This window comes from Parapedobacter lycopersici, assembly GCF_040395035.1.
Lineage (GTDB): Bacteria > Bacteroidota > Bacteroidia > Sphingobacteriales > Sphingobacteriaceae > Parapedobacter > Parapedobacter lycopersici_A.
Genome location: NZ_JBEBRB010000012.1, coordinates 21,229 through 45,429, shown reverse-complemented (window position 1 = coordinate 45,429; position 24,201 = coordinate 21,229). Strand labels below are relative to the sequence as shown.

At 50.5% G+C, this 24,201-nt stretch carries 22 protein-coding genes; 10 read left to right on the top strand and 12 right to left on the bottom strand.

Going from position 1 to position 24,201, the window contains the following annotated elements:
• Positions 1 to 65: 65 nt before the first annotated feature.
• From plsY to ABWO75_RS04765, 3 genes are all read right to left on the bottom strand, one after another.
• Positions 66 to 731 carry a glycerol-3-phosphate 1-O-acyltransferase PlsY gene (plsY, locus tag ABWO75_RS04775; RefSeq protein WP_353183105.1) on the bottom strand — a complete coding sequence of 222 codons (666 nt, stop codon included), beginning with the start codon at positions 729 to 731 and terminating at the stop codon, positions 66 to 68.
• A gap of 47 nt (positions 732 to 778) precedes the next feature.
• The gene (nadC, locus tag ABWO75_RS04770; protein WP_353183103.1) at positions 779 to 1,639 is read right to left on the bottom strand and encodes a carboxylating nicotinate-nucleotide diphosphorylase; all 861 of its coding nucleotides are present in this window, start codon (positions 1,637 to 1,639) and stop codon (positions 779 to 781) included.
• Between the two features lie 141 nt (positions 1,640 to 1,780).
• Complete coding sequence (locus tag ABWO75_RS04765) at positions 1,781 to 2,134, bottom strand: DUF4783 domain-containing protein (protein WP_353183101.1); 354 nt, start codon at positions 2,132 to 2,134, stop codon at positions 1,781 to 1,783.
• Between the two features lie 389 nt (positions 2,135 to 2,523).
• Between ABWO75_RS04765 and gpmI the strand changes: the two genes are divergently transcribed.
• The gene (gene gpmI, locus ABWO75_RS04760) at positions 2,524 to 4,044 is read left to right on the top strand and encodes a 2,3-bisphosphoglycerate-independent phosphoglycerate mutase (RefSeq protein ID WP_353183099.1); all 1,521 of its coding nucleotides are present in this window, start codon (positions 2,524 to 2,526) and stop codon (positions 4,042 to 4,044) included.
• On the top strand, positions 4,044 to 4,616 hold the full coding sequence (locus ABWO75_RS04755) for a hypothetical protein (RefSeq protein ID WP_353183097.1): 573 nt from the start codon (positions 4,044 to 4,046) through the stop codon (positions 4,614 to 4,616). Before gpmI ends, ABWO75_RS04755 begins: the two co-directional genes overlap by 1 nt.
• A gap of 108 nt (positions 4,617 to 4,724) precedes the next feature.
• Here ABWO75_RS04755 and ABWO75_RS04750 read toward each other — a convergent pair whose 3' ends face one another.
• Positions 4,725 to 5,363: a tetratricopeptide repeat protein gene (locus tag ABWO75_RS04750; protein WP_257656721.1), complete on the bottom strand. Its 639-nt coding sequence runs from the start codon at positions 5,361 to 5,363 to the stop codon at positions 4,725 to 4,727.
• A 403-nt stretch (positions 5,364 to 5,766) separates the two neighbouring features.
• On the opposite strand from ABWO75_RS04750, the gene lon reads away from it, so the two are divergent.
• Positions 5,767 to 8,223, top strand: coding sequence for an endopeptidase La (gene lon / locus ABWO75_RS04745; RefSeq protein WP_353183095.1), 2,457 nt, complete (start codon positions 5,767 to 5,769; stop codon positions 8,221 to 8,223).
• 88 nt (positions 8,224 to 8,311) lie between these two features.
• Complete coding sequence (locus tag ABWO75_RS04740; RefSeq protein WP_353183093.1) at positions 8,312 to 9,616, top strand: hemolysin family protein; 1,305 nt, start codon at positions 8,312 to 8,314, stop codon at positions 9,614 to 9,616.
• Here the strand turns inward: ABWO75_RS04740 and pyrF are convergent.
• Positions 9,606 to 10,442: an orotidine-5'-phosphate decarboxylase gene (pyrF, locus tag ABWO75_RS04735; protein WP_353183091.1), complete on the bottom strand. Its 837-nt coding sequence runs from the start codon at positions 10,440 to 10,442 to the stop codon at positions 9,606 to 9,608. The two genes, ABWO75_RS04740 and pyrF, sit on opposite strands and share 11 nt — an antisense overlap.
• A 102-nt stretch (positions 10,443 to 10,544) precedes the next feature.
• On the opposite strand from pyrF, the gene ABWO75_RS04730 reads away from it, so the two are divergent.
• The gene (locus ABWO75_RS04730) at positions 10,545 to 11,522 is read left to right on the top strand and encodes a 2-hydroxyacid dehydrogenase (protein ID WP_353183089.1); all 978 of its coding nucleotides are present in this window, start codon (positions 10,545 to 10,547) and stop codon (positions 11,520 to 11,522) included.
• A gap of 34 nt (positions 11,523 to 11,556) precedes the next feature.
• On the opposite strand, the gene ABWO75_RS04725 is transcribed toward ABWO75_RS04730, so the two are convergent.
• From ABWO75_RS04725 to proS, 4 genes are all read right to left on the bottom strand, one after another.
• Positions 11,557 to 12,414: a TIGR02757 family protein gene (locus tag ABWO75_RS04725; protein WP_353183087.1), complete on the bottom strand. Its 858-nt coding sequence runs from the start codon at positions 12,412 to 12,414 to the stop codon at positions 11,557 to 11,559.
• Positions 12,415 to 12,432: 18 nt separating this feature from the next.
• On the bottom strand, positions 12,433 to 13,578 hold the full coding sequence (locus ABWO75_RS04720; RefSeq protein WP_353183085.1) for a cystathionine gamma-synthase: 1,146 nt from the start codon (positions 13,576 to 13,578) through the stop codon (positions 12,433 to 12,435).
• A 241-nt stretch (positions 13,579 to 13,819) separates the two neighbouring features.
• Complete coding sequence (locus tag ABWO75_RS04715) at positions 13,820 to 14,620, bottom strand: NAD-dependent epimerase/dehydratase family protein (RefSeq protein ID WP_353183083.1); 801 nt, start codon at positions 14,618 to 14,620, stop codon at positions 13,820 to 13,822.
• A gap of 44 nt (positions 14,621 to 14,664) precedes the next feature.
• On the bottom strand, positions 14,665 to 16,137 hold the full coding sequence (gene proS, locus ABWO75_RS04710; RefSeq protein WP_353183081.1) for a proline--tRNA ligase: 1,473 nt from the start codon (positions 16,135 to 16,137) through the stop codon (positions 14,665 to 14,667).
• Positions 16,138 to 16,375: 238 nt separating this feature from the next.
• Here proS and ABWO75_RS04705 point away from each other — a divergent pair, with 238 nt between their 5' ends.
• On the top strand, positions 16,376 to 17,512 hold the full coding sequence (locus ABWO75_RS04705) for a hypothetical protein (protein WP_353183079.1): 1,137 nt from the start codon (positions 16,376 to 16,378) through the stop codon (positions 17,510 to 17,512).
• 89 nt (positions 17,513 to 17,601) lie between these two features.
• Entirely contained in the window at positions 17,602 to 19,137 is a 1,536-nt protein-coding gene (locus ABWO75_RS04700) for an OmpP1/FadL family transporter (RefSeq protein WP_353183077.1), read from the top strand.
• Positions 19,138 to 19,227: 90 nt separating this feature from the next.
• On the opposite strand, the gene ABWO75_RS04695 is transcribed toward ABWO75_RS04700, so the two are convergent.
• Both ABWO75_RS04695 and ABWO75_RS04690 read right to left on the bottom strand, forming a co-directional pair.
• Entirely contained in the window at positions 19,228 to 19,707 is a 480-nt protein-coding gene (locus ABWO75_RS04695; protein WP_353183075.1) for a Dps family protein, read from the bottom strand.
• Between the two features lie 60 nt (positions 19,708 to 19,767).
• On the bottom strand, positions 19,768 to 21,102 hold the full coding sequence (locus ABWO75_RS04690; RefSeq protein WP_353183073.1) for an NfeD family protein: 1,335 nt from the start codon (positions 21,100 to 21,102) through the stop codon (positions 19,768 to 19,770).
• A 32-nt stretch (positions 21,103 to 21,134) separates the two neighbouring features.
• On the opposite strand from ABWO75_RS04690, the gene ABWO75_RS04685 reads away from it, so the two are divergent.
• Genes ABWO75_RS04685 through ABWO75_RS04675 form a run of 3 tightly spaced genes read left to right on the top strand, consistent with a single transcriptional unit; the run spans position 21,135 to position 23,525 of the window.
• Positions 21,135 to 21,932, top strand: coding sequence for a DUF4905 domain-containing protein (locus tag ABWO75_RS04685; RefSeq protein ID WP_353183071.1), 798 nt, complete (start codon positions 21,135 to 21,137; stop codon positions 21,930 to 21,932).
• A gap of 16 nt (positions 21,933 to 21,948) precedes the next feature.
• On the top strand, positions 21,949 to 22,857 hold the full coding sequence (locus ABWO75_RS04680) for a DPBB and LysM peptidoglycan-binding domain-containing protein (RefSeq protein WP_353183069.1): 909 nt from the start codon (positions 21,949 to 21,951) through the stop codon (positions 22,855 to 22,857).
• Between the two features lie 23 nt (positions 22,858 to 22,880).
• Positions 22,881 to 23,525, top strand: coding sequence for a uridine kinase family protein (locus tag ABWO75_RS04675; protein WP_353183067.1), 645 nt, complete (start codon positions 22,881 to 22,883; stop codon positions 23,523 to 23,525).
• A gap of 14 nt (positions 23,526 to 23,539) precedes the next feature.
• On the opposite strand, the gene ABWO75_RS04670 is transcribed toward ABWO75_RS04675, so the two are convergent.
• Positions 23,540 to 24,199, bottom strand: coding sequence for a 3-oxoacid CoA-transferase subunit B (locus ABWO75_RS04670; protein WP_353183065.1), 660 nt, complete (start codon positions 24,197 to 24,199; stop codon positions 23,540 to 23,542).
• Between the last annotated feature and the right edge of the window lie 2 nt (positions 24,200 to 24,201).

Below are 24,201 nucleotides of genomic sequence, written 5' to 3'. Positions count from 1 at the left end.
TTTATTACTTGCTTAAGTATAATCAACAAATCAGGTAATGGTTTTGTTCTGTTAACCAAAGCAATTTATATGCCGGTTTCATCCGGATAACTTCGCTTTTTTCGGAATACGACCTTCGACTCTTTCCCCTTGAGCAGCCGCTCGATATTTTTCTGGTGTGTGATTAAGATGAGGGTACAGATACAGATACCATAAAGCAGCACAGACTTAACCGAAGTATGGAATAGAAACACGATACTGAATGGAAATGCAAAACCCGCACAAATGGAACTCAGAGACACATAGCGGGTCAACAGCAATACAATTAAAAAGACTGATACACAAACAAGTGCTGCTTCGAAGTGCACGGCCAGTACCATACCGAACAGCGTGGCTACGCCCTTGCCTCCGCGAAAACCGGCGAACACAGGAAACAAGTGTCCCACGACGGCGATGACACCCAGGGCCAGCTGATAATTCACAAATTGCGCGGCGGTAAGCGGACCGGTAACCGATGGCCCGATGAAATAGGCAAGGTTGGTAGCCGTCCACCCTTTCAGAATATCGATAATCATGACCGCAACCCCCGCCCGGGTACCCAATACACGAAAGGTATTGGTTGCGCCCGCATTACCGCTTCCATATTCACGGACATCCACCTTATAAAAAGCCTGCCCCAGCCAAACCGCTGTCGGAATGGATCCAAATAAGTAAGCCAATATGACTGCGCCGATTAGGTAAATCGATATCATGAATTGCAAATTAATCAAAAAGAAGCAAAAAACAAGGTCTTGGTCTATCAGTCAATAATTTTCGCCTTTAAGCTCATATCCAAGCTTTTCACCGAGTGCGTAAGGGCGCCGATGGACAGGTAATCCACGCCTGCTTCTGCGTATTGGCGGACCTGTGCTGTGGTAATCCCTCCTGAAGCTTCCGTAATGTACCGGCCGTTTACCCGGGTCACGGCTTCCCTGACCAGTTCGGGCGTGAAATTGTCAAACATAATCCGTTCCACGTGACCGGTGTCCAGCACTTCCTGCAGTTCATTCAGGTTGCGGACCTCTATCTCAATTTCGATATTCCGTCCCTGGGTTTCACGGTAATGGTTTGCCTTTTCAATGGCCTGCCGGATACCACCCGCGTAGTCCACATGATTATCCTTGATCAGGATCATGTCATAGAGACCGAACCGATGGTTCGTCCCGCCACCTAACAAAACAGCTTTTTTCTCCAGAAAACGAAGCAAAGGTGTAGTTTTTCGAGTATCCAGCACTTTTGTACGGGTACCCGACAGGATTTCCATGATCCGATGGGTTGCGGTAGCAATTCCGCTCATCCGTTGCATTATATTAAGCAATAAACGCTCCGCCAGCAGCAGGCTATGGATCCGGCCGTGCGCCAGCAGTACAATATCACCGGTCTTTACGGCTTCACCATCCGATTTCAGCAGCCGTACCGCCACGTCGCGATCAACTACTTCAAATACAGTCTGTGCCTCCTCCAGACCGGCCAGTATACCTGCCTCTTTGATTATCAGCTGCGCTTCTCCCTGCTTTTCGGAGGGTATGGTAGCAAGCGACGTGTGATCACCATCTCCCATGTCTTCCCTCAGCGCCTCGGCAATAAAATTGATTAATCTAATTTTTTCTTCCTGAATCATTCGTCAATTGATAAAAAAGCAATGCCATCCCAAATCTATGGCAAAGCAGCAAGGGTTGACCGAGCGGACAATCCTGCAAATCACCGCTAAGATGGATATTTAAAATAAAATAAGAAAAAAAAATAAATTTTGGATTCAGGGTCAATAAATCGATTCGACGCGGAATTCGGTAATCCTGAAGCTGTTATCGCTATTGGTTAATTTATAGGACACCCGGAACGTATCAGAGGCGGTTTCCAGGTTTAAGACCACATACCGGAAGTTTGGATTCGAATCCAGCCGATGGGCAATGGATACACCGGTGGGTAAATTTCTATTGAAGAATTCACGGAGGATAATTTCAGCCTGTACACGGGAATAAACCCCGTCGTCATTGAGCAGCGTCATGCTCACGGTCGACGAGAAAAACTTGGAAAGTTCCTTGGTATCGGCTTCCTTGATGCAAGATGTAATATCGTCGATTACGTCGACGGCTGCGACGCTGGTAATCATCATCAAACACATCATACCCGCAATGCCCAACCGCCTAATCAGTCTAAAACCTTTCTCTTTCACAGTCGTTGTAATTGTTTATTCAAATGTAGGTGCACTTAATGAAACCATAATCGGTCGCGCCGATGTAGCCTATTTTGTACGCAGTAGTACGGCAATTGCCGGTCTATCCGCTTTAATTTGGGTATAGCGAAAAACATGCCATATTTACGGATGTGTGGTACGCGAAACCGCAGGACGTTCAGACGCATCGCCGGATCACACATTAATCGATGAAATACCCCATTAAACCTACCGAAAAAGCGTATATTTGTACCAAGGAACGATAAAATTGTTACACGTATGCTGTATTGGCGCCGATAAACGTGAACAAGTAATCAATAATTATTCGAATGAAAAAAGTAGCACTCATAATCCTGGATGGTTTAGGTTACGGTAAACAGGACCGCTCAAATGCCGTACTGGCGGCCAACACCCCCTACCTGGATCAATTGCTTGCGAATTCACCTAACAGCCGGCTGGCCGCGTCGGGTGAAGCCGTAGGTCTTCCGGAAGGCCAAATGGGAAATTCCGAGGTTGGGCATATGAACCTCGGCGCGGGGCGCGTCGTCTACCAGGAACTGGGCCGTATCCACAAAGCGGTGAATGACGGTGAGTTTCAAAAAAATGAAACGCTGCAACGGGCGTTCCGATATGCGAAGTCCAATCACGCGCGGGTCCATTTCATTGGCCTGTTATCGGACGGTGGCGTGCACGCGCACACCAAGCACCTGCGCGGATTATGCGATGCAGCAAAGCAGGCGGGATTACCTGCTGACCGTGTTTTTGTACACGCATTCCTGGATGGGCGGGATACCGATCCAAATTCCGGCATCGAATATGTACGCGCGCTGGAACAGTACCTACCCTCCAGCACGGGACAACTGGCATCGGCCATCGGGCGGTATTACGCCATGGATCGTGATAATCGATGGGAACGGGTAAAGCAGGCCTATGACCTGCTGGTTCACGGGACGGGCAGCCCTACCCGGGACATCAGTGCTGCCATCCAGCAGTCATACGATGCGGGCGTAACCGACGAATTTGTTAAACCCATTGTCAAAACCGACGCGCAGGGAACGCCGCTGGCCACCATTCAGGAAGGGGATGTTGTCATCTGCTTTAACTTCCGGACGGATCGCGGACGGGAAATCACGATCGCGCTCACGCAAAAGGCATTCCCCGAATACCAGATGGAGCCGCTGAAACTGCATTACGTTACACTGACTGCGTATGACGATACGTTTAAACACGTAGATGTGGTATTCCATAAAGATAACCTCACCAATACCCTGGGCGAAGTACTCGAAACCCATGACAAAACGCAGACCCGAATTGCGGAAACGGAAAAATACCCCCACGTGACTTTCTTTTTTTCCGGAGGTCGGGAAAAGGAATTTGACGGCGAATCCCGCCTCCTTATCCCTTCGCCGAAAGTAGCCACGTACGACCTGCAACCGGAAATGAGTGCGCAGGGTGTGGCCGACGCGATTTGTAACGAGATCAACACACGGGAACCTGATTTTATCTGCCTGAACTTTGCCAATCCGGATATGGTGGGCCATACAGGTGTATTCGATGCCGTGGTCAAGGCGGTGGAAACAGTCGACCGCTGTACACAGCAGGTGGTTGAGTGCGGACTCCGTGCCGGATATACGTTTATTATTATTGCGGATCATGGCAATGCGGAATTTATGGTCAATGACGATGGTTCGGTCAATACTGCACACACCACAAACCTGGTTCCGTGTATTCTGGTAAACAGTGATTTTAAAACGATTGCCGACGGCAAATTAGGTGACGTTGCTCCCACGATCTTAACGATTATGGGCGTTCCTATCCCCGCGGAAATGACGGGAAATAGCTTAGTTTAATGAATCGGGCAAAAAAAATAACAGCCATACCCGCGTATGGCATGGGAATACTGCTGTTTGCGGTAACGTCGTGTTCTTCACCTGGCAGCCAACCGGCGGCCACTGCACCGGTTACTGCTTATTTCAGCCTGGAGCAATACTTCAAAGCAGAGGCCGAACGTCTGCAACAGGCTTCACCGGAAATCAAAAAAACGGTAGTGAAAAGCGGCACGGAAGAGACACGCAACGTGCGGATCGACGGGTGGGAAAATGAATTGCGTCTGTTTTCCGAATCAGACATCAACAAACCTGCATGGCAGCAAAGTTACCGGGTCGACAGTGCGGGCAGCACCGTTACTTACCACAGCCTTGATCCCGGATTACGCACACAGGAGATCATCGTGGAGAAACAACCGGACGGACAGGTTAGGCACATCCGGATCCGTAACCACGTGGAAAACATGTTATACCGGTCCGAAGAGCAACTGGATTATTATCCCGACTCGCTTTACCGGATCGACAAAAATCAGCACGTAGCCATAATCGGCGACAATACCTACCGCATTACCGGCACATTTCCAACGCGCAAATAAAAAAGAGGTTGCAGATAAGCCGGGATTCTCTATCCCTGTGTGCCGTTAAAACGCCACACCGCTTAGCGGCAACCTCTACCAGCAATAAAATCAGCGCTGAACCCGGTCCTATTTCAGGTTATCCCGGTATACCTTCGCTTTCTTTATTTCTGTCTGAATATCTTTTTTACCTGGCGTCAGTGCCAGTACCTGCTCAAAATCAACGATTGATTTATCATATGCGTCAACGGCCACGGCCTTGTCGTAATTTGCCGTTCCCGTAGTGCCGCGTAATATCCCCAGATCGCGGTAGGCAATCGCGCGGTTCTGATACAGTTTTACGTCTTCAGCGTTCAGCTCAATCGCCTTGGTATAATCGGCTATTGCCGCATTCAGCATTTTTTCCCGGTTGCTGCTGCTTACCCGTGTTTCCGTCTGAACAGCCAAAATATTATTCGCCTTTCCACGGTAATAGTAAGCCGCTACGTTATCGGGGGTTAATTCAATGACTTTACTGAATGAATCCTTCGCCTTATTATAATCGCCGCTGTGATATTGCGAGTAGCCCAGCATGTACCATACGTTTTCATCGTCCCCTTCCTGTGGCAGTGCTTTCTGGAGGTAGCCAGCAGCTGATTTAAAATCGCCATCCAGCAGCGCTTTCTGCCCTAACCGGACATTGGGATTGCTCGGTGCGGTTTCCGTTGTCTGTCCATGCGCCATCACAACTCCCAGGCATAACAGTCCGGCTATCAGGCCCCGGTTCATTTTTTTACACGTTGATTTCAATTTGTCTCGTTTCATATTTTTCAATTACAATAAAACCCTTGCGCTGCTGCATTGACACAGCAACTGCCAGTATTCGTAGCAATATCCATGCTACAAAATCCAGCAGTGTTACAAACATACTTAAAAACATAATCACAAACAATGCCGTCATTCACTGAAAATAATTTGGCATACACTTCCTAGCCGGCCACCTGTCCTGTTGTACTGACTTTTTTTCAGCTTTTCAATACGCTGGCGGCAAAATGAATGGCGGAATTGTTAAAATATGAAAAAAACCACGGGTTGGCATAAGGCTTGCAGACACATCAATTAACATTAGTCAGGCAACTAAACAAACAGTGGCTGCCAATATGGCGCCGTTACAAGCTAAAGAACAACATAGATGAGTAATAAATACGATTCATTCTTTGACCAAGGAATCCCCATCATAAACGAAGACACCGAATTTTTCCCATTGCTGAGCCAGCAGGATGAAGACGAGATGACCAATGCCGAACTGCCGGAAACGCTGGCTATTCTTCCGCTGCGCAATACCGTGCTGTTCCCCGGTGTGGTTATCCCGATTACCGTGGGTCGCGACAAATCCATCAAACTGGTAAAAGACGCGTATAAGGGCGACCGGGTCATCGGTGTAGTGTCTCAGCAGGACATGTCTATTGAAGACCCCACATTTGAGCAGCTTAACAAAGTGGGTACCGTGGCGATGATCATTAAGATTCTGCAAATGCCCGATGGCAACACCACGGTTATTATACAGGGTAAGCAGCGCTTCCAGCTTAACGAACTCGTGCAGAGCGAGCCTTATTTTAAAGCATCCATTGAACGGTTTCAGGAGAAAAAACATAAAACCAACCGCGAATTCAATGCGCTGATTTCCTCCATTAAGGAAATGGCACTGCAGATTATACAACTATCACCGCATATACCGAGCGAGGCGGGCATTGCCATCAAAAACATTGAGAGTCCGGGGTTCTTAATCAACTTCATCTCGTCGAACCTCAATGCTGATCTGCCGTTCAAACAGCAGTTGCTTGAAATCGCCAACCTGGAAAAACGCGCATCCCGCGTATTGGAGCAGCTTAATCTTGAGCTTCAGATGCTGGAGCTTAAAACACAGATACAAAACAAGGTAAAAGGTGATCTTGATAAACAGCAACGGGATTACTTCCTTAACCAGCAGCTGAAAACCATTCAGGAAGAGCTGGGTGGGATAACGCCGGATCTCGAGATCGAGGACCTTCGGAAACAGGCAAAGGATAAAAAATGGTCCAAGGAAGTGGACCAGCATTTCCACAAAGAATTAGACAAGCTGGCCCGCATCAATCCGGCCGCTGCGGACTATTCTGTACAGTTAAACTACCTGGAATTGCTGCTTGAGTTGCCATGGAATCATTTCACCAAAGACAATTTCGATCTCCAGCGGGCAAAGAAAATACTGGATAGGGATCACTATGGACTTGATAAAGTAAAGAGCCGGATCATCGAATACCTTGCTGTACTCAAACTCAGGAACAACATGAAGGCACCTATACTGTGCCTGGTAGGTCCTCCGGGTGTGGGTAAAACGTCATTGGGTAAATCGATAGCCAAGGCGCTTGGTCGTAAATATACCCGGATGGCGCTCGGCGGCATCCGCGACGAAGCCGAAATCAGGGGACACCGGAAAACCTATATCGGCGCCATGCCGGGGCGCATTATTCAATCGCTGAAAAAGGCCGGAGCAGCTAACCCCGTATTTGTGCTCGATGAAATCGACAAGGTGGGGAGCGACTTCCGGGGCGACCCCTCTTCTGCCCTGCTGGAAGTGCTCGATCCGGAGCAGAATAACGCCTTTTATGACCATTATGTGGAACTGGATTACGATCTGTCCAACGTGATGTTCATCGCAACAGCCAACTCGCTGAGCAGCATACAGCCGGCCCTGCTCGACCGTATGGAAATCATAGAAGTAAACGGGTATACCATCGAAGAAAAAATAGAAATTGCCAAGCGGCATCTCATTCCCAAACAACGTGAATTGCATGGTATCGGGGCTAAGGACCTCGCCATGCGGGGTAAGGTGATCGAGAAAATCATCGACGAATATACCCGTGAGTCGGGGGTGCGTGGATTGGAGAAAAAAATCGGGTCGATAGTGCGGGGTGTGGCAACCGGCATCGTTATGGAGCAGCCCGTTAAATCACCTATTACCGAAAAAGAGGTCGAAAATATCCTGGGTGCGCCGATTTTTGACAAGGAATTTTATGAGCACAGTGAAACGGCCGGCGTAGTCACCGGCCTGGCATGGACACAGGTGGGAGGTGATATCCTTTATATTGAATCGAGCCTAAGCCGCGGTAAAGGTAAACTGACGCTAACTGGTAATCTCGGCGATGTGATGAAGGAATCGGCCAATATTGCACTGGCTTACCTAAAGTCGCATGCCGACGAATTCGGAATCGACTACCAAGTATTCGATCACTGGGATATACACATCCATGTGCCTGCAGGCGCCACACCGAAGGACGGTCCGTCAGCCGGAATTACGATGCTTACCGCACTGGCTTCCAGTTTTACCCAACGTAAGGTCAAGGACAAACTGGCCATGACCGGGGAAATTACCCTACGCGGCAAGGTGCTTCCCGTGGGCGGAATAAAAGAAAAGATACTGGCCGCCAAGCGGGCAAATATCCGGGAAATTATCCTATCCAAAGCGAACCGGAAGGACATCCTGCAAATTAAGGAACATTACCTGAAAGACCTGACGTTCCATTACGTCAGCGAAATGCGGGAAGTCATTGACCTGGCGCTCCTGAATGCACGCGTGAAAAATGCGAAGAGCCTGGATGTCAACGTTTAATTATTAAGCAAAGAACAGTCACTGCAAGCAGCACCGGCAACATGCCGGTGCTATTTTGTTTATCCGATTAATTTTCTATTTTAGCTACATGCTTACAGAATCGCTGATTATTTTAGCGCTGATATTACTAAACGGGGTTTTTTCCGCTTCTGAAATCGCCATTATATCAAGCCGGAAAGCCCGTTTACAAACCTTATCCGACCGCAAGAATGCCGCTGCCAAGCAGGTATTAAGATTAAAGGAGTCGCCCAACCAGTTTCTCTCCACCGTTCAGATCGGCATCACGCTGATCGGCATACTCACCGGTATTTTCGGCGGAAGCACCATTGCGCAACGCATTGACGTCTATCTCAGTGACGTCCGTTGGCTCGACGGTTACAGCAGTCAGCTTTCGGTATTTATTGTCGTGCTCATCATTACTTTTCTTACCCTGGTCCTCGGCGAACTCGTACCAAAACGCATCGGGCTGGCCATGCCGGAAAAATACGCCATGCTGGTCGCCATACCCATGAACCTGCTAAGCCGGGTCGTCGCGCCATTCGTATGGCTGCTCAGCGCCACCACGGAAGCCATCGTACGGCTGCTGAACGTCAAAACATCTAAAAATGCCGTAACCGAAGAAGAGATTAAAGCATTGGTTGATGAAGGTGCCGACAGCGGGGCAATTGAGCATATTGAACACGAGATTGTAGACCGGGTGTTTAGTCTGGGCGACAAAAAGGCGGTCAATTTAATGACGCACCGCAGCAATATCGTGTGGCTCGATGTCAACGACGATTATGAAACCCATAAAGAAACCATACTGGAAAGCGGGCATTCTGTCTATCCGGTGTGTGAAAACGGACTTGACAATATTATCGGTATCGTACACATTAAGTCGCTGCTGAACAAATACCTCATTGCGGCCCCCATCCAGTTGAAGGAACTCACACAGCCGCTAAACTATGTGCATGAAAACAGTTCTGCATACAGCATCCTCAATAAATTCCGGGCATCCAAAATCCACCAAGCGGTTGTACTGGATGAATACGGGTCTTTGCAGGGCATCGTCACGCTCAACGATATCCTGAGCAGCCTGGTTGGCAATATTTCCGAAAGCGAAAGCGTGGAAAGGCCGGACATTGTAACCCGCGAAGACGGCAGTTTCCTGATCGACGGCCAATATCAGCTCAATGAGCTATTTGAAACATTGGATATTACCGTTTCAGACGATGAAGAAGAAGAGGGCCTCGGCAGCATTAACACGATTGCCGGACTGATCCTCCTCAAACTCGGACATGTACCCAGCGCCGGCGAAAAATTCCAGTGGAAAGATCATGAGTTTGAAGTGGTTGACATGGATGGCAACCGGATCGATAAGGTCCTGGTGACGTTCCTGAGGCTTAATCAATAAGGCCGGCGGCCAACAGTTCCTGTTCCATTTCCCGCTGTAATGCCTGGGCCTCCAGCCGGGCTTTTTCGGCGAAGTCAGTTCCGTTCGATGCGTAAATGATGGAGCGCGTCGCATTGACAAGCAATCCGCAGTCTTTATTCATGCCATATGCACATACGTCGCGCAAGCTTCCCCCCTGTGCACCAACACCGGGTACCAGCAGAAAATGATCGGGCGCATATTTCCGTACGGCCGAAAATGCTTCGCCGCGTGTCGCGCCTACTACATACATGGTATCTTCCGGACTGCCCCAGGTATTCACGCGCTCAATAACCTGCTCGAAAAGCGCCTTCCCCCTTGCATCGGTTATGGTCTGAAAATCGAGTCCGCCTGCATTGGAAGTGAGCGCCAGCACAATTGCCCATTTTCCGTCGAAACCCAGGAAAGGCTGCACCGAATCACTTCCCATATACGGCGAAACCGTCAGCGCGTCGAAACCCAGTCCCGACACCTGCTCGTCAAAAAAAGCCGTGGCGTACATCCGGGCCGTATTGCCGATATCGCCGCGCTTGGCATCGGCGATACGCAGGCATTCCGTGGGAAGCGCTGCCCAGGTCCGCTGCAGGCTCGTCCAGCCGGCTACGCCCCTGCACTCGTAAAATGCAATATTGGGTTTATAGGCCACACAAAGATCGGCTGTAGCTTCAATTAGCTGCCGGTTAAATTCAAAAACCGGATCTTCGTAAGCAAGCAGGTGTTCAGGAATTTTCGTGATGTCGGTATCAAGTCCAACACAAAGAAAAGAACGCTTGTTTTTTATCTGGCTGATCAGCTCGGATCGGGTCATCTGTTTGGAATATGATAAATGATGATGCAGTGTTATCGCTACTGCAAACCTAAGACAAAAATCGCTGTTAAAAAATAAAAAATAGTATCTTTACCCCTAACCATGAAAGTTTTCATCACACGCCAGGTTCCTTCCGTTATTAAGCAAGCATTCATCGATCAGGGATACCAGACAGCCGAATGGACAGAAAGACGCAACCTGACGCCTGAAGAATTAATCCGGTATGCCAAAGAAAGCGACGGGCTGTTCAGTGTGGGAAGCAACCGCATCGACCGCAGCTTCCTGCAGGAATGCCGCCACCTGAAAGTCATCGCGTTGTGCAGTGTGGGCTATGACCGGGTAGATGTACCCGCGGCCACAGAACTGGGGATTCCCATTGGCAATACACCGGGTGTGCTCAGCAAAACCACGGCGGATACCGCTTTCCTGCTCATGCAGAATGTGGCCCGGAAAGCGTTGCACATGCACAAGGAAATCCTTCGCGGCAACTGGGATTTTTTCGACCCCATGGCTAATCTTGGCGTGGAGCTTACGGGTAAGACCCTGGGGATTTATGGCTTGGGCCGGATCGGCTTTGAGCTGGCCAAAAGTTGCCGGCTGGCCTTTGACATGCCGGTCATTTACCATAACCGTGGCCGGAATGAGCAGGCCGAAAAGGAACTGGGTGCCCGTCGGGTGTCATTTGACGAGCTGCTCCGGCAAAGTGATATACTGAGTGTACACGCCAACCTGAGCGATGAGACGCGGGAGGTTTTTAACCGGGATACGTTTTCAAAAATGAAAAGTTCTGCCATTTTCATCAATACCGCCCGTGGGCAGCTCCACCGGGAAAACGACCTGCGGGAGGCCATTGAAACCGGAACGATCTGGGGAGCGGGGCTCGATGTCACCAATCCCGAACCCTCCGCCAGTGACAACCCACTGCTTAACATGCCCACCGTGGCAGTGCTGCCCCATATCGGCTCGGCCACCGTAGAAACACGGATGAAAATGATGCAGCTTACGGTAGCCAATATCGTTGCCGGGCTCCGCGGTGAAAAACTGCCACACTGCGTAAACCCCGAAGTTTATCTCCGTTAAGCGCAAACCCGGCTCCTGCCGGTATGCCCAACGGCTACAGTTCACCCTCAATACCGAGACCAAATAATGCAAAATCGTACTTCACCGGGTCAGCGGCATCCAGCAACCGAAGGTTACCCGTCAGTTCCAATGCCATTTTCCAGTCTGCCTGTTTGCGGGTAATTAAACCCAGTTTGCGGGCTACGCGCTCAACATGCACGTCACACGGACAGATCAGCTGCCCGGGCGACAGCCGTTTCCACAGGCCAAAATCCACTCCCCTGCCATCCGCCCGCACCATCCACCGCAAAAACATATTAAGCCGTTTGCAGGCCGAGTTCCGGCGGGGCGAGCTGATGTGTTTCTTTGTCCGTTCGGGATAGTCGTCTAGACTGAAAAAATAAGTTTGGAAATGATTTAGTGCCGTTTCCACATCGAAACCAGATTGGAGTTCGTGCAGGTAGCACGCGGCCGATGCCAGCTCGATGTCTACCGGGGGTACCGGACTTTCTTCCAGGTATTCTGTTCGGAATTCCCCATGTACAGCCGGCGGAATAAATGCGTTTTCCAGCGACAGATAATGGGAATAGTGGTGATGGAAAAACCGGATAAAATAGAGCAGGTCGGTATCATTGAATGTCCGGTGGCGGAATCCAAGCAATTGCTTCAGGTCATTATCCGTATGGTTGCGAACAAATTCATAAGGCGTTCCATCCATGCGCTGGATCAGCTCCGTACACTTGTTGATAATGGTTTTCCGCTGCCCCCAGGCAAGTACGGCAGCAAAAAAACCCATAATTTCAATATCCTGTTTTACTGTAAACCGATGGGGAATACAGACCGGGTCATCGGCAATGAAATCCGGGGAGTTATAGATGTCAACCCGGCTGTCTAGAAATTCCTTTAACTGCAACGGTAGTCCTCCCGTTAATTACGCCAGAGCCTGCTCCAGATCGGCCAGTAAATCCGCAATGTCTTCCACCCCCACGCTAATCCGGATCAGGCTGTCAACTACGCCTACACGCTCCCGTGCTTCTTTTGGTATGGAGCCATGCGTCATGGTGGCCGGATGGTTAATCAGTGACTCCACCCCACCCAGCGATTCCGCCAGCGTAAACACCTTGAACGAACCCGCGATCCGGAAGGTTTCCGCTAAGGAGGCGTCCTTCAGCACCACAGACACCATCCCCCCGAAATCACGCATTTGCTTCTTCGCCACGGCATGGCCGGGGTGATCTTCAAAACCGGGCCAGTAGACCTGTTCTATCCGGGGATGTTTCCGGAGAAACTCGGCAACTTGCCGTCCGTTTTCGCAATGTGCCTTCATCCGCAGGTGCAGGGTCTTGATCCCGCGTAATACCAGAAACGCATCCTGGGGGCCGGGCGTACCTCCGCAGGCGTTGTAATAAAAGAACAGGTTGTCATACAGTGTTTTGTCATTCATGACCAGCGCGCCCATTACCACATCGGAGTGGCCACCAATGTATTTCGTTACCGAGTGCATGACGACATCCGCCCCCAGATCCAGCGGATTCTGGAGGTAGGGCGATGCAAAGGTATTGTCTACCGCGAAAAGCACACCTGCAGTTTTGGCGATCCGGCCGATGGCTTCGATATCGGCCAGTTTCAAAGTCGGGTTTGTGGGTGTTTCCACCCAGATGAGCCGGGTATTCGTGTTTATTTTTTCCTGTACCGCTGCCGGTTCCGATGTATTGACGAAATGGAATTTAATACCGTAATGCGCAAATACCTTCGTGAATATCCGGTATGACCCGCCATAAAGGTCGTCACCGGTGATGACCTCATCGCCCGGGCGCAACAGCTTCAGCACCGTTTCCGTCGCGGCCATACCACTGGCGAACGCCAGCGCATGTTTCCCGTTTTCCAGTGCCGCAAGGCAGTCCTCCAGTGCCTTCCGCGTGGGGTTGGTCCCACGCGAATATTCATAGCCCTTGTGATCGCCGGGCGCCGCTTGCTGGTAAGTGGATGTCTGGTAAATCGGCGTCATGACCGCGCCTGTAGTAGGGTCTGATTTTTGACCGGCATGGATGGCTTTTGTTGCAAATTTATATTCCATAGTGTAATTGGATATCTTTATGTCAGCATGTTTTGGTAAAGGTATCAAACTTTTACCGAACTTGCAGTAGTGCCCTACGGGATTCATCCACAATCCGAGCACCCTCCAAGGGCGGTAAGTCCGGGGTATATACGGAAAAAGGTGGACTCAACGTGGACTCAGGGTGGAGTCACCGTGGACGGATCCCGCACATGCACCTCATCAGCGGCGGCGCAGGAACACGTCATATCGGTTCGATGGGTTAAAAATACAGTGGAGAGGGATGAATAAACCGATAATCCAGGTCGTTAATCAACCGCTCAGGTGACACCACTTTTGCCGTCTGATCAGTATCCGTGTATCCGGCAGGCAGGCCATAGCCGTATTTTTCAGCCGATGCCGCGATCACATCTTTCTTCAGTGGATGTTCCGGACTAACGACATTATACGTCTTCCCCTGGGCTTTCTGCGCTATCATGGCCCTGATGATACAGTAAATATCCTCCACATGGACAAAATTGGCTGTCTGGTAGCCAATTTCACAGATTTTACCGACAAAATGCTTGGCCATAACACGTTCGAGACCAAACAGTCCGCCCAGCCGGAGCAGGTTAACCTGTCTATGCCGGCTGCGCAGCATGGATTCTCCCAATAACAACTTCGGTTCAAGATCAGCTTCCGGAAATGTGTCTTCCGTAATGGTAGCGCTCACCTTGGGATAAATGCCTACAGAGCCGAAAAAAAACAATTGCCTGAACTGCAAGGCGGTTAAAAACCCAAGCAGGCTGGTGAACCGCGACCGGACACCCTCCTGCGAATCTTTGTATGTGATGGGCACGCTGATAATCGCCACGTCAAAAGGCGTATCGCGTAGTTCGGCTGTGGGAACCGCCGGCGCGGTGTCATCAAAATTCACCATTACGGGCGTAACGCCCATTTCGGTCAATTTCACAACCTTTTCCGTGGAAGTGGTTGTCCCCCATACCCGATGTCCTTCACGAAGCATTTCACCCGCGGTATAAGTACCTACCCATCCGCAGCCGATAATCAATACATTCATCATCTATAAGCTAAGAAACAGCAGTGGATGACCATGACGTGAATTTGTTAATAGGCTCTGGCAAACAGCACCCGCTGGGTCGAAGGCTTACCAGTAACTATACAGACGCCGTCTTCCCGCTGGCCAGCCAGCGGAATGCATCGGATGGTCGCCTTGGTCTCCTCTTTGATCCGTTTTTCGGTTTCAACGGTACCATCCCAATGCGCGGAGATGAATCCACCCTTTTCTTCAAGTACCTGTTTAAATTCGTCGTATGTATTCACTTCAACCGTATTGGCATTACGGAACGAAAGGGCTTTAGCAAATATATGCTGCTGGATATCTTCCAGCAGGCCGGCAACACGTGCTGCCAGTCCTTCCTGCGCTACAGTTTCCTTAGTCTGGGTATCCCGTCTGGCGATTTCCACGGTACCGTTTTGCATGTCGCGTGCGCCGACAGCGATGCGCACCGGCACACCTTTCAGCTCCCATTCCGCAAACTTGAAGCCCGGCCGTTGGGTGTCGCGGTCGTCAAACCTAACCGAAATTCCCTGCGCCTTCAATTCCGAAATAAGGGAATCCGCGAAACCGGTGATTCCGGACTTTTCCTCGTCCGTCTTGTAAATGGGCACAATAACTACCTGAATCGGCGCCAGTTTCGGTGGCAGCACCAGTCCCGCATCATCGGAATGGGCCATAATCAATGCGCCCATCAATCGGGTGGATACCCCCCAGGAGGTAGCCCAGACATAGTCGAGCTTACCGTCCTTTGCCGTAAACTTAACGTCGAATGCCTTGGCAAAATTCTGGCCCAGGAAGTGCGAAGTACCCGCCTGTAGCGCTTTTCCGTCCTGCATCAGTGCTTCGATACACAGGGTGTCGAGTGCACCGGCGAATCGTTCGTTTTCCGTTTTCCGGCCCTTCACTACCGGGAGTGCCATCCAGTTTTCCGCAAAATCGGCATATACCCCCAGCATCCGGTTCGTTTCCTCGACAGCCTCTTCCCGCGTGGCATGGGCTGTGTGCCCTTCCTGCCACAGAAATTCCGCCGTGCGCAGGAACAATCGCGTGCGCATCTCCCAACGGACCACGTTGGCCCATTGGTTCACCAGGATGGGCAGGTCACGGTAAGATTCTATCCATCCGCGGTATGTATTCCAGATGATGGTTTCAGAAGTGGGCCGTACAATCAGCTCCTCTTCCAGCTTGGCTTCTTCATCGACAACGATCTGTCCTGTTCCGTCATTTTTCAGCCGGTAGTGCGTAACCACGGCACATTCCGTTGCAAAACCCTCCACGTGGGAAGCCTCTTTGGAGAAGAATGACTTGGGGATAAATAAAGGAAAATAGGCATTGCTATGACCGGTATCCTTAAACATCTGATCCAGTGCAGCCTGCATTTTCTCCCAAATAGCGTAGCCATAAGGCTTGATCACCATGCATCCCCTTACCGCAGAGTGTTCTGCAAGATCGGCCTTAACCACAAGCTCGTTGTACCACTGGGAATAATCGATATCGCGGCTGGTAATTCCTTTACTCATAGCTAATTTTCAATAATTTTGTTGTAACATTGCGCCTTTAATTACGGGGCGTGCATGACCGTTATATGGTACAAAAACAGGGTTTAGGCTACCTGTTTTCAAACCGTTGCAAAGGTAGGCGGTTTTGGCAAATAACAGCAATAAAAAAAATATTTACCCGTTTAAACCAATGCCGCTGGATTTTGTCTATACTACCAAGAGCCCTGGCTTTTATAACTAACGAAAGGATAACAAGGAAATGGAAACCAACAGATTAATAGTCGGCACCACGGCCTTAGCAAGCATACTGTTTTTGGCTTCTTGCGGCGCGCAGCGTCAGACAGCTTTCCGAGACGATGTATACAACAATAATGCACGGGCGGTTGAGCGGGATTATCAAAGTCCTGATTATTACTACGACGAAGCACCGGAAGATGAAACCTATGCTGACGACGGGTATTATGCGGATGAATATTCGGATGATGCCTATTCAAACGAATATTACAACGACGAATACAGCGACAGCGAATACGCCAACCGGATCAACCGTTTTCACTATTACTCCCCGGGCATGTCCTATTACGATCCCTGGTTTGATCCCTGGTACGGGTTTAACTCCTGGTATTCGCCCGGCTTTTCACTTGGCTTCGGCTGGGGCGGATGGGGACTTGGCTGGGGCAGCAGCTGGTACAATCCGTATTACGGCGGCTACTGGGGTTGGGGATCACCTTATTACGGCCGGGGCTATTGGGGGCCGTACTCCTATAGCCGCTGGGGTTGGGGTGGTTACGGTTACGGCTGGGGAGGTGGCTATGGTTATCCCGGTTACGTGATTGTCGACAACCGGACACGTGCGCCCCGTTCAGCCTCACGTGACCGCATCAATACCCGCACTGCCCGTTCCACCGTGCGCAACTCCGATGGAACCATTGCACGCGGCGCAAACGGACGGATCATGACACGCGCTTCGGCTTCCGGACGCCGGCCATCGACCGGTCAGGTAAGCAGGGGTACCACCCGTACACGCGAATCCGTACGGCCTACCGGCACCCGGAATGTACGGGACCGGGAAGGAATCCGGACCGGTGCTCCACGGACACCTACACCGGGCGTCCGGCCATCGGGAACCCGTCGGCCTGCCGGCCAGGATGTCCGGCCATCAGGCACACGCCGGCCCGCAAGTCAGGGTGTACGACCGTCATCTACCAGGCGTCCATCAAGTTCAGCGCGTCCGGCACGCCCGGCTTCACGGCCTAGCAGTGTACGCCCAAGTTCGGGCGGCAGGTCCAGCGGCAGCTCGGTATCCCCTCCCTCCCGTTCATCGGGCAGCATGGGCGGCGGTGGTGGCCGTAGCAGCGGCGGAGGAGGCGGCCGCAGTGGCGGTGGCCGAAGATAAAATTAGTTTTACAGAACCAACTGACTTGCGGCGGCGATTTGCCAAGCATATAATTTAGTTGGTTTTTTTATAACCATTGATTTCCATCTATGAATATCAGCAAAAGCATCGCTTTTTTGTCACTCTTATTAGCCGGTACTGCTACCGGTGTGCAGGCCCAGTATATCGATGAAATACGCCGTTACGCACAGCCCGAGCAGGGGGCCACAGCACGCTTTAAAGGACTTGGTAATGCGCAGACTGCGTTGGGAGGTGATTTGAGCTCGGTTTCAGGGAACCCTGCCGGACTGGGTTTCTTTGGACAATCGGACCTCAGCATCACCCTGGACTATGCCAATGACGTTAATAAAGCCAGTTATTTCGGCACCAACAGTCAAAATAGCATCGGCCGCGTCGGTATCAGTCAGTTTGCAGCGGTATTTAACCTGCCTACGCGACGTGCAATCGGCAGTAACCTGACATCGGGGTGGGTCAATTTCAACATTGGCGTGGGTTATCACAAAACCAATAACTTCAACTCGACACTGGGTTATACGGGCATCAACAGCGAAAGCAGCATCGCAGATTTCATGACTTATGAAAGCGGTAATGTATTCGGCGATTTCGGATGGGAATCCGGGATGATCGATGAGGATGCCGAGGGCTATCTGATCCCAATGACAACGTTGGACAACCGGCAGACGGCTTTTAACCGGGAGGAAGGATTCCAATCGGAAACCAACGTATCTTTCGGCGCCAATTACAGCAACCGGTTCTATATTGGCGGGAGCCTGGGCTTTTCCCGTGTAAACCATCGGGTAAACTCCCTATTCATGGAAGATGGCAGCATCGAAAACGCCGGGTACATTTATCCGCAGAACCCGTCTTCGCGGTTTGTGAATACCGGACATGCGGATTACGATATCTATAACCCACTGCTCGAATCGGACTACGCCTATGATAATGAATATTGGTCGGACACCCGCGGTAACGGGTTCAATGCCAAGCTGGGTATTATCTACAAACCCGTCAGCCAGCTCCAGATCGGTATCACGGCTACTACGCCTACCTGGTACACCCTCACAAATGAATATACTGATTATTTCGGGATTACCAATTACCTGACAGGTGGCACGGAGGACGGACTGGAATATCCCGAGGAAACAACATATTTTGATTACAACCTGCGTACCCCCTACCGGCTGAATGGCGGTATTGCGGTGCTGTTCGGGACGGGCTTGATCAGTGCTGACGTAGAATATGTGGATTATGCGAGCATGCAGTTCACCTCCTCAGATACCGGGACGGACAATAACATGAACAATGAAATCAAGAACACCTATAAAAGCGCGGTTAATTTCCGGGTTGGCGGCGAATATATGATTGCCCCTGATCTTATGATCCGTGCAGGATACGGATATGCCGGCGGGCCTTTCAAAGACTTCGACTCCAACATACAGACTGTTTCCGCCGGCCTCGGTTACCGGATAAACAACCTGTATTTTGACCTGGCATACCAGAATATGTCACAGAAATACAGCTTGAAACCTTATGTGCTGGACGACGCAAACGGACATTACAGTCCGGTTGTCGATGTGGATAATTTCCGCAACAGCGTATTCCTGACCGCAGGCTTCAAATTCTGACAGCAGCAGACGCTTTAACAACCTATCAAAAAGGGACAGTCCGTGCCGGACTGTCCCTTTTTATTTTGAATCAATTGGATGGGTCTGCTATTATGACCGGTTGACAAATGCACGCAGCATCCAGTTCTGTTTTTCGTTAAACTGCATAAAGGCATTCACCATGTCGTTCGTTCCTTCGTCTTCCGCAGCGGAAGTAATTTCGAGAAGGTCACGCTGCATAGCAATAAGTGTCTCGAGGTCGTCAATAACGGCTTTAACCATGTCCACGTCTTTCATGCCAATGGTATCGATTTCTTTGATATCCGATTGGCTAGTGTAATCCTTAAACGTACTGAGTGGTGGTTTACCAAGGGTCAGGATACGTTCTGCAAGTTCATCTATGGTAGTCAGGGCATTCGTATACAATTCCTCAAATTTGGCATGCAGGGTAAAAAAATGATTGCCCCGCACATTCCAATGGCAGCCCCGAAGCTTTTGGTAATGAATGTGGTAGTTGGCCAGCAAATCATTCAAGTGGTCTACTACGGGCTTTAATTTCTTTTCTTCTAAACTGATTACTTTCGGGTTCATGATCTTTGGATTTAATGTTTACAGATTAACAGCTAAAAATACCAAAAGTTTGGCTTGGCATCAGGTTTCACGTCTTTTTCTGACAAAGAGATTATAGTTTGCCTGGCGCTCCACATAAATTTCTTCGCCGATATCGATGAACCCGTCCAGCGCCACGGCATCGTACCACTTGCCTTCAATTTCGACTTTCCCCGAAGGCCGCAGTACCGTTTTGGCAATACCGCTTTTATTGACCAGCTCGAGATCCATCTTCGACGACGTGTACCCTTCCACGGCCCGCTGTTCATCCTGCAGGACCAGGCGCCTGAATGCCCGGGTATTCAGCATGCTTTTACCAAACACCACGAGGAGCACGATCGCCATGACCATGGAAACAATAACAAGCAGAAATGCATTGAACAGCATGCCGGGTGCCACAACGGTGAAATTGAAATAATCGTTAAATACCAGACTGAATGCGAGGCCACAGACCAGAAAGACAATGCCCAGTATACCAGCCACGCCAAAACCGGGAATCACGAACACTTCCAGCAGGACGAGAACAATGCCGGCCACAAACAACGCGATCTCCCAATTGTCTGCCAGCCCCTGAATGTAAAGGGGTGCAAAAAACAACACTGCGGCTATTATGGCGATCACCAGCGCAAAGCCGATACCCGGTGTCTGCATTTCAAAATAAATCCCCCCGATGATCAGGAGAATCAGTATACCACTTACGGCCGGATTAATCAGGAAGCCGATGAGCTGGTCGATCACCGTTATCCGGTGGACGGTTACCTGCGACAGATCCACGCCTTCGGCAGCGAGTACGTCAGCAACTGAACTGACTTCGGCTTCGATTAATCCGATTTTCAATGCCTCGGCGGAGGTGAGTGTCAGGATTTTACCCGCCGGCTTGATGCCGGGTAGCGCCACTTCGCCATCCACGAATGCCTCGGCTATTTTCGGGTCCCGGCCCCTCGCTTCAGCAGTCGCGCGCATGAGTCCGCGCATATACGACTGGTATTTCTCCGGCATAATTTCGCCGGACTGGTTTACTACGCTTGCTGCGCCGATGCTGGACCCGTTACTCATGTAAATCCGATTGGCGGCCAGCGAAATAAGTGCCCCTGCCGACGCAGCATTGTGGTTTATAAACACGACCGTTTCCAACGGAGAATCCAGTATGCGACTCCGAATCGAATCAGCGAAATTCACCATCCCGCCGTAAGTATTCAGCTCTATTAAAATCAACTCGGCGCCTGACTCCGCTGCTACCGAATAGGCATTTTTTACCGTCCGCCACGCATTGGGGCCGATATCGTCCTTTAAATCAAATCGATAGGCCCGTTGTGCGTGCACAGATACCGCCAATATTAACAGCAACCAGCTTAATAATGCTATTTTTTTGTACATTTTACACAGATCGTTATATTTTTGAAGCGGATATGGCACCGCTGGAATATAGCGGCACCATCGCATTCATGGATAAATATAAGTTAAAAACCGCGTTCCAGAAAAGTTTTTTGGGACTGATATGGCGCATGGAGGTTGACACTCGCTCCGGATTGATGGCCGTGGAGACGCGCGACGCCGCTTCGGGCAAGCCTCATTTTTCGGTATTCCGTTATTCTTCGGGGAATACCTGTTTGGCGGAATTTCCGTATGGCGATCGCAACTGGACCCTGGCGGGGATCATAAACGGCCTGCTTTTGCTAAGGGCTTACGGCGCGCAAAGTCCGGACAGTGCGGGTATTGCCTGTATTAATGCAACCGATGGAGAAATCATGTGGGAACAGTTCAACTATACGCTGCTCGCAATACAGGGTGACACATTGCTTGCGCGCCACCGAAATTTCTCTGCAGGATATGAAGAACACCTTCAGGTAACGGATGGAACACCGTTACGGCAGCAACCGACGCAACAACAGGACCAGCCTTCCGGCGAACCCCTGCGTATTCCACACCCCTATACGGGTAAATATCCAGATTTTTTGGCCCATTATGCCATCCATGGCGATCTCCATTACTGCAAGGCCGGATCTTACGAGGTCTGGGCATTCCATGAAACGGCCGGACCGGGCTACCGGATCAGGCTGGCAGTGTCCCATACCTCCGGACTTATCGATGAGCGCATTGTCATTACGGGGTTAACGAAAATGATCCCCGAACTATTCTTTATGATCGGCAGTCAAATATTCCTGATTGGTGATAATAAACAGGAAATTGTTTCGTATTTACTATAATTGTACAGCATTTACCATGAACAGCATATATAGCAGCAACCTTCGTCCTTTTTATCTTCTGATGTTTTTTGTTTTTGGCTGTTGCCTTTTTTCGGCAAACGCCGCACCAATTGATTCCATTGGTGTGGAGTTCATAAATGGCCAGAAAGTCATTATCCATAAACTGACCCCGAAAGAAACGTATTATGGCCTGGGCAGGCACTATCAGGTTCCGGTGAAACAGCTAATTGCTGCGAACAACAACAAAGCGTTGAAAGTCGGCGACACCCTGCGCATCCCCGTGGGCGATACGCCACCGGCGGTGGCATCAGGAAACCGCACGCAACGCAATACCGCAACCGGCGAGCGGCCTGCCGTCCCTAACCTTGCACCGCAGGATTACACCACCTACAAAGTGAGTCGGGGAGAAACACTGGCCATTATTTCCAAGCGGTTTATGATCTCCGTGGGAACCATCAAAAGGGCTAACGGGCTTACTGACGAAACAGAACTACTGGAAGAGGGCACCCTCATTAAAGTGCCAAACAAAGAGCTGCCAGCGGTGGAGCCATCAACGGCGTTATCCGATATCATCAGCGACGATTCATCCGGCGTGGCATCCGCTCCGGAGCTCCCTGCAAACCGCTATGGCATCCGGGAAATGACCGAGAAAGGGATCGGTGTATGGATCGACGACCTGAACCAGGTAGGTGGCAATATGCTGGCTTTACATAAAACGGCTCCTGTGGGCACGGTAGTCAAAATTACCAACCCAATGACCAACCGGACGACCTTTGCCAAAGTTGTCGGCAAATTCAACGACAGCGCGGAAACAAAAGACGCAATCATCGTGATATCAAAATCGGCCGCCAACCTCATTGGCGTATTGGACCGCCGTTTCCAGGTGGAAATTGCATACGGCACACCAAACGTTTCCGAAGATTAACGGCGCATTCAATCGGCATCCGCATGAGTAAGCCTCCTTATGTAATCGGGATTGCAGGAAGCAGCGGATCGGGGAAGACTTTTTTCCTGAATTGTTTTCTTGACCACTTTGCCCCGCATGAGGTTACCCTGATCTCACAGGACGATTACTATATTCCGGCTAATACCAAAACACAGGAAGAGAACAAATTGTATAATTTTGATCTGCCGACAGCCATCGACCGGAACGCCTTTCATCACGATATCCGTTTGCTTTTTGAAGGCCAGGTGGTGTATAAGGAAGCCTACACATTTAACAACCCGGCAATCAAACCCAGCATGCTTGAGATCCGGCCGGCCCCTATCCTGATCGTCGAGGGGTTATTTATCTTTTATTATGAAGAAATCAACAAACTGCTGAATCACCGTATATTCCTGCATGCCGAAGATGAGATTGCGCTCCGGCGCCGGTTAAGACGGGATCTGGTGGAGCGGGGATATTCAGCCGACGACGTCCGTTATAAATGGATTAACCACGTGCTGCCCGCCTACCGGCAATATTTATTGCCTTTCCGCGATCAGTGCGACCGGATTATCATCAACAACACCGACGACCCGGCTCCCATTGTGGCCATCACCAATGAAATATCAGTTGAACTGCGGGAAAAGGTGCTTTCCGCCCGGAAGTGAAAGGCGGTTTTTCGCTACAGGGCCATCTCCGGCTCTTCACCGGTAGCAATGAATTTTCCGGCGGTTGCGTTCCGGATTTCGTCCACGCTCACACCGGGCGCCCGTTCCAGCAGCCGGAAGCCCCCGGCTTCGGTATCCACTTCAAATACCGCCATTTCAGTCACGATCCGGTTAATGCAGCGCACCCCGGTCAGCGGCAGGGTACACGCAGGCAGCAGTTTGCTTTCCCCGGCTTTATTAACCTGCTGCATGGCTACGATAATCCGCTTAGCCGACGCCACCAAGTCCATGGCTCCTCCCATACCTTTCACCATTTTGCCGGGAATCTTCCAGTTGGCGATGTCACCGTATTCGGAGACCTCCATGGCGCCGAGAATGGTCAGGTCCACCTTCTGCGAACGGATCATTCCGAAACTCATCGCCGAATCGAATACTGCTGCTCCGGGCTGCATGGTAATGGTTTGTTTTCCTGCATTGATCAGGTCGGGGTCCTCCTCGCCTTCCATGGGAAATCCGCCCATGCCCAGGAGGCCATTTTCCGACTGGAGCACTACGTGAATATTATCGGGTATATAGTTCGCCACCAGTGTGGGGATACCAATACCCAGGTTGACATAATAGCCATCACTGATTTCGCGGGCAATGCGTTTCGCTATTCCATTTTTATCGAGCATTA